The sequence below is a fragment of the Pectobacterium sp. S5 genome, assembly GCF_051707265.1.
Taxonomy (GTDB): domain Bacteria; phylum Pseudomonadota; class Gammaproteobacteria; order Enterobacterales; family Enterobacteriaceae; genus Pectobacterium; species Pectobacterium polare.
In genome coordinates this window covers 1-3,275 of record NZ_JAULSZ010000014.1, presented here as the reverse complement: position 1 = coordinate 3,275, position 3,275 = coordinate 1, and the positions used below count along the sequence as shown (strand labels likewise).

Sequence of the window (3,275 nt, the reverse complement as noted above, 5' to 3'; positions counted from 1 at the left end):
ATGTGTCATGCCACGACTTAATCGCCTCATCATCCAGCCAGAAAGTCATGGAGCCACGGTTGATTAGAGCTTTGTTATAGATGTGCCAGTTGGTGATTCTGAACTTCTGCTTTGCCACGGGACTGCCTGCGTTGTCAGGGAATGCGTGCTCTGATCCTTCAACTCAGCAAAAGTTCGATTTATTCAACAAAGCCTGTTCTATAAGAGCCAACTGAAGATGATGTTTAATGAAATCCGTCTTAAGGGCGCTATAGCGATGTGTATTATTTTCACTTCCCCACGCTGCAGCATATTTTATTTCGGCATACCGTTCTGCTGCTTTCTTGTTTTTTATCAGATAATCACGGAAAGCCACATGCGTTACTATTTGTGGATCATCTACGGCGAATGCATGAACTGTATTAGTCGCGACCAGATCTGACATATCAACTTGAAAGGGTGAGAGTTACCGGTTTTGATATGGGTGTCGAATCCTTATACAAAACACAAGAGGTAACTCTCATGCTGCATACTAACAATCCTGTCATCAAACACAAAGCGGGTTCACTGAATCTGGCCGAAGAGCTTGGCAATGTATCGAAAGCCTGCAAAGTCATGGGCGTATCACGCGATACTTTCTATCGTTATCGGGAGTTGGCTGAACAAGGCGGTGTTGATGCGTTAATCAACCGAAGTCGCCGTAGTCCGAACTTAAAAAACAGAACCGATGCAGCAACCGAACAGGCTGTCATTGATTATGCTGTTGAATTCCCCGCTCACGGACAACACCGGATCAGTAATGAATTACGCAAGAAAGGCATTTTTATCTCCGGCAGCGGTGTTCGTTCTATCTGGGTTCGCCACTCACTGGAAAACTTCAAAAAACGCCTGAAAGGTGTGGGACGAATCTATCAGCAAACATTTGTTGATACCTACTCGAAAGTTGCGCACTGCAAGCTGTACGTCAGTAAAATGCCCATCACAGCGGTAGATTTACTGAATGATCACGTATTACCCTTTTATGAGTCACAAGATTTGCCGATGCTGAGAATATTAACCGACCTCGGAACGGAATATTTTGGGAGGGTTGAACACCATGATTACCAACTTTATCTAGCGCTGAGTGATATCGACCACACAAAGACCAAAGCTATGTCACCACAAACTAATGGCATCTGTGAACGGTTCCATAGAACGATATTGCAGGAGTTTTATCAGGTGGCCTTCCGTAAAAAACTGTACGGAGGCATTGATACTCTGCAATCGGATCTTGATGAATGGTGGAGTATTATAATAATGCGAGAACGCATCAGGGAAAAATGTGCTGTGGGCGGACGCCGATGGAAACATTATTTGATGGAAACGCATCTGGGCTGAGAAGAATTTAAGCCAGATGTAATCTGACAGACACCTGTACAAATAATCGGTAACTGTCAGATCAAGTCTGAGCTAATACACCTATGTAAATAGGTCATTGCCGTTTGATTAATAAATATTAACGGTTTTTTCTTCTAGCCATTTTAACCATTTTTCTCTTTTTCTTTCTATTTTTTTCACTATTATTATTTTCTATTTTTTCATTCGACTCTTTATTTATCATCTTATTGCAGTACTCTGGATTGAAATTATAAAAAACTTCAGACTTTAACGTTGGCAATAAATTCGATGGAAGCATATTTGTATGATAGCGAGATACAATCAATGGATAGTTTCCAATCTGATGCGGCCCTCTTTCATCTAATGAAAATTGTGCGACTCCGTTGAATAGATCTGGGTCTAATTTATTTACTGCGTTTGGATTATGAAATAGATACAATCCATCGAATAATTGCTCTGGATTATCAGGTGATACTTCTTGAACGCGATAGTGTGGCTCCTCTACTATATAGCGCACATTTAATACTGTATCAAAGTTAACATGGCTAGATTTATAAATAGAAGACAACTTTCCAAGAGTAAGAGTGTTGCAAAAAATAATTGCCGATACTTCTTTTAAAGAAGAGTTGGTAAACAAGCCCAAATTAATATCAGAATCAGTGCCATTTTTTTTTATGCTTGTTCTTTTGGCATATGACTTGGTTTCAGGATCAAAGTAGTAACCATAAAGTAAAGCAAACATTGAATAGATAAATTCTCTTCCATAAGAAATTTGATCATAAGAAGCAAGAGCAATAATATAAGGTGAGTCCTGTGAAACCCAATCACAGTCAATATAACCTTTAACCCACTTTCCTTTTTTTTCATATCCAGTATAGCTATTTAATTTTTTCTGTATTGAATTTGAGTGCCTTATTATTGCTTCATCGATTATCTCTGAAAATTCAGATCTTGTTGATATAGGTCTTAAATTTTTCTCATTATCTTCAATCGTTCTTAATGATTCAGGTACACCATTCTTTTTAATCTCAGATACAACAGCTTCAACATAGAATTCTTTGTTTTTTTTAGTATAAAATCCGGTCTATTCTGTTTATCAGAAAATTCAAAATTCATCGCCTTAAATACGGCATGTAAATAAATTTCCCAAAATGTAGAATGAAATGTTTTTTGAAATTCTCCCCTTGCCTTATTGTCACGATCATAAAATCCGATTGCCCAGTCAGACAATGTCATCCTTGCGCCATAATAGCCTATTTCATCTCGAAGAACTTTAAATTTTGGATGTAAAGAATCATCACTGAGACTTCCGTCTTTTTCAAAAAAATCCATATTTTCTCACCTGTAATTTTAAACAAAGATAATCAACATTTACTTTAACCATAGATCATGCGTACTCTTATGAAAATTCAACCTCCATTATAATATCTACTCAAGTGAATTTTAAAGTATTATAAGTAGAATCATTAAAATATCCTAAAAATTTTTATTAATGTGAAATAAATACCCAAAATCAATCCATCATAGCCTCTGGAGCTATCCTATCACGCTCCATCAACTTGAGAACCATTTTGATCCTCAACTTACGCGCCTTCTTCTCACCAATCTCCTGATAGTATTCTTCACGGCGCTCTGCTACCACCTTACGGAACTTCTTCAACAGTTGGTTCAGTGTTTTCATATCAGTAGTAGCGGCTTCAGCTTGGATTTTTTTATACATAAACAGGCTTTGTTGAATAAATCGAACTTTTGCTGAGTTGAAGGATCAGTGCACGCATTCCCTGACAACGCAGGCAGTCCCGTGGCAAAGCAGAAGTTCAGAATCACCAACTGGCACATCTATAACAAAGCTCTAATCAACCGTGGCTCCATGACTTTCTGGCTGGATGATGAGGCGATTAAGTCGTGGCATGACACAT

4 protein-coding genes and 3 pseudogenes are annotated in these 3,275 nt (G+C 38.2%); 2 read left to right on the top strand and 5 right to left on the bottom strand.

Going from position 1 to position 3,275, the window contains the following annotated elements:
• Both QWJ20_RS21855 and QWJ20_RS21850 read right to left on the bottom strand, forming a co-directional pair.
• Positions 1–118, bottom strand: a pseudogene (locus QWJ20_RS21855) (IS5/IS1182 family transposase); the annotation flags it as partial.
• 45 nt (positions 119–163) lie between these two features.
• Complete coding sequence (locus QWJ20_RS21850; protein WP_433993430.1) at positions 164–424, bottom strand: GrpB family protein; 261 nt, start codon at positions 422–424, stop codon at positions 164–166.
• A gap of 77 nt (positions 425–501) precedes the next feature.
• On the opposite strand from QWJ20_RS21850, the pseudogene QWJ20_RS21845 reads away from it, so the two are divergent.
• A pseudogene (locus QWJ20_RS21845) lies at positions 502–1,378 on the top strand (helix-turn-helix domain-containing protein).
• Between the two features lie 96 nt (positions 1,379–1,474).
• Here the strand turns inward: QWJ20_RS21845 and QWJ20_RS21840 are convergent.
• From QWJ20_RS21840 to QWJ20_RS21830, 3 genes are all read right to left on the bottom strand, one after another.
• A complete protein-coding gene (locus QWJ20_RS21840; RefSeq protein ID WP_433993429.1) occupies positions 1,475–2,098 on the bottom strand; it encodes a hypothetical protein in 624 nt (207 codons plus the stop codon).
• A gap of 254 nt (positions 2,099–2,352) precedes the next feature.
• On the bottom strand, positions 2,353–2,688 hold the full coding sequence (locus QWJ20_RS21835; RefSeq protein ID WP_433993428.1) for a hypothetical protein: 336 nt from the start codon (positions 2,686–2,688) through the stop codon (positions 2,353–2,355).
• A 181-nt stretch (positions 2,689–2,869) separates the two neighbouring features.
• Positions 2,870–3,076 carry an H-NS family histone-like protein gene (locus QWJ20_RS21830; protein WP_433993427.1) on the bottom strand — a complete coding sequence of 69 codons (207 nt, stop codon included), beginning with the start codon at positions 3,074–3,076 and terminating at the stop codon, positions 2,870–2,872.
• Positions 3,077–3,157: 81 nt separating this feature from the next.
• Between QWJ20_RS21830 and QWJ20_RS21825 the strand changes: the two are divergent.
• Positions 3,158–3,275: pseudogene (locus tag QWJ20_RS21825) on the top strand (IS5/IS1182 family transposase); the annotation flags it as partial.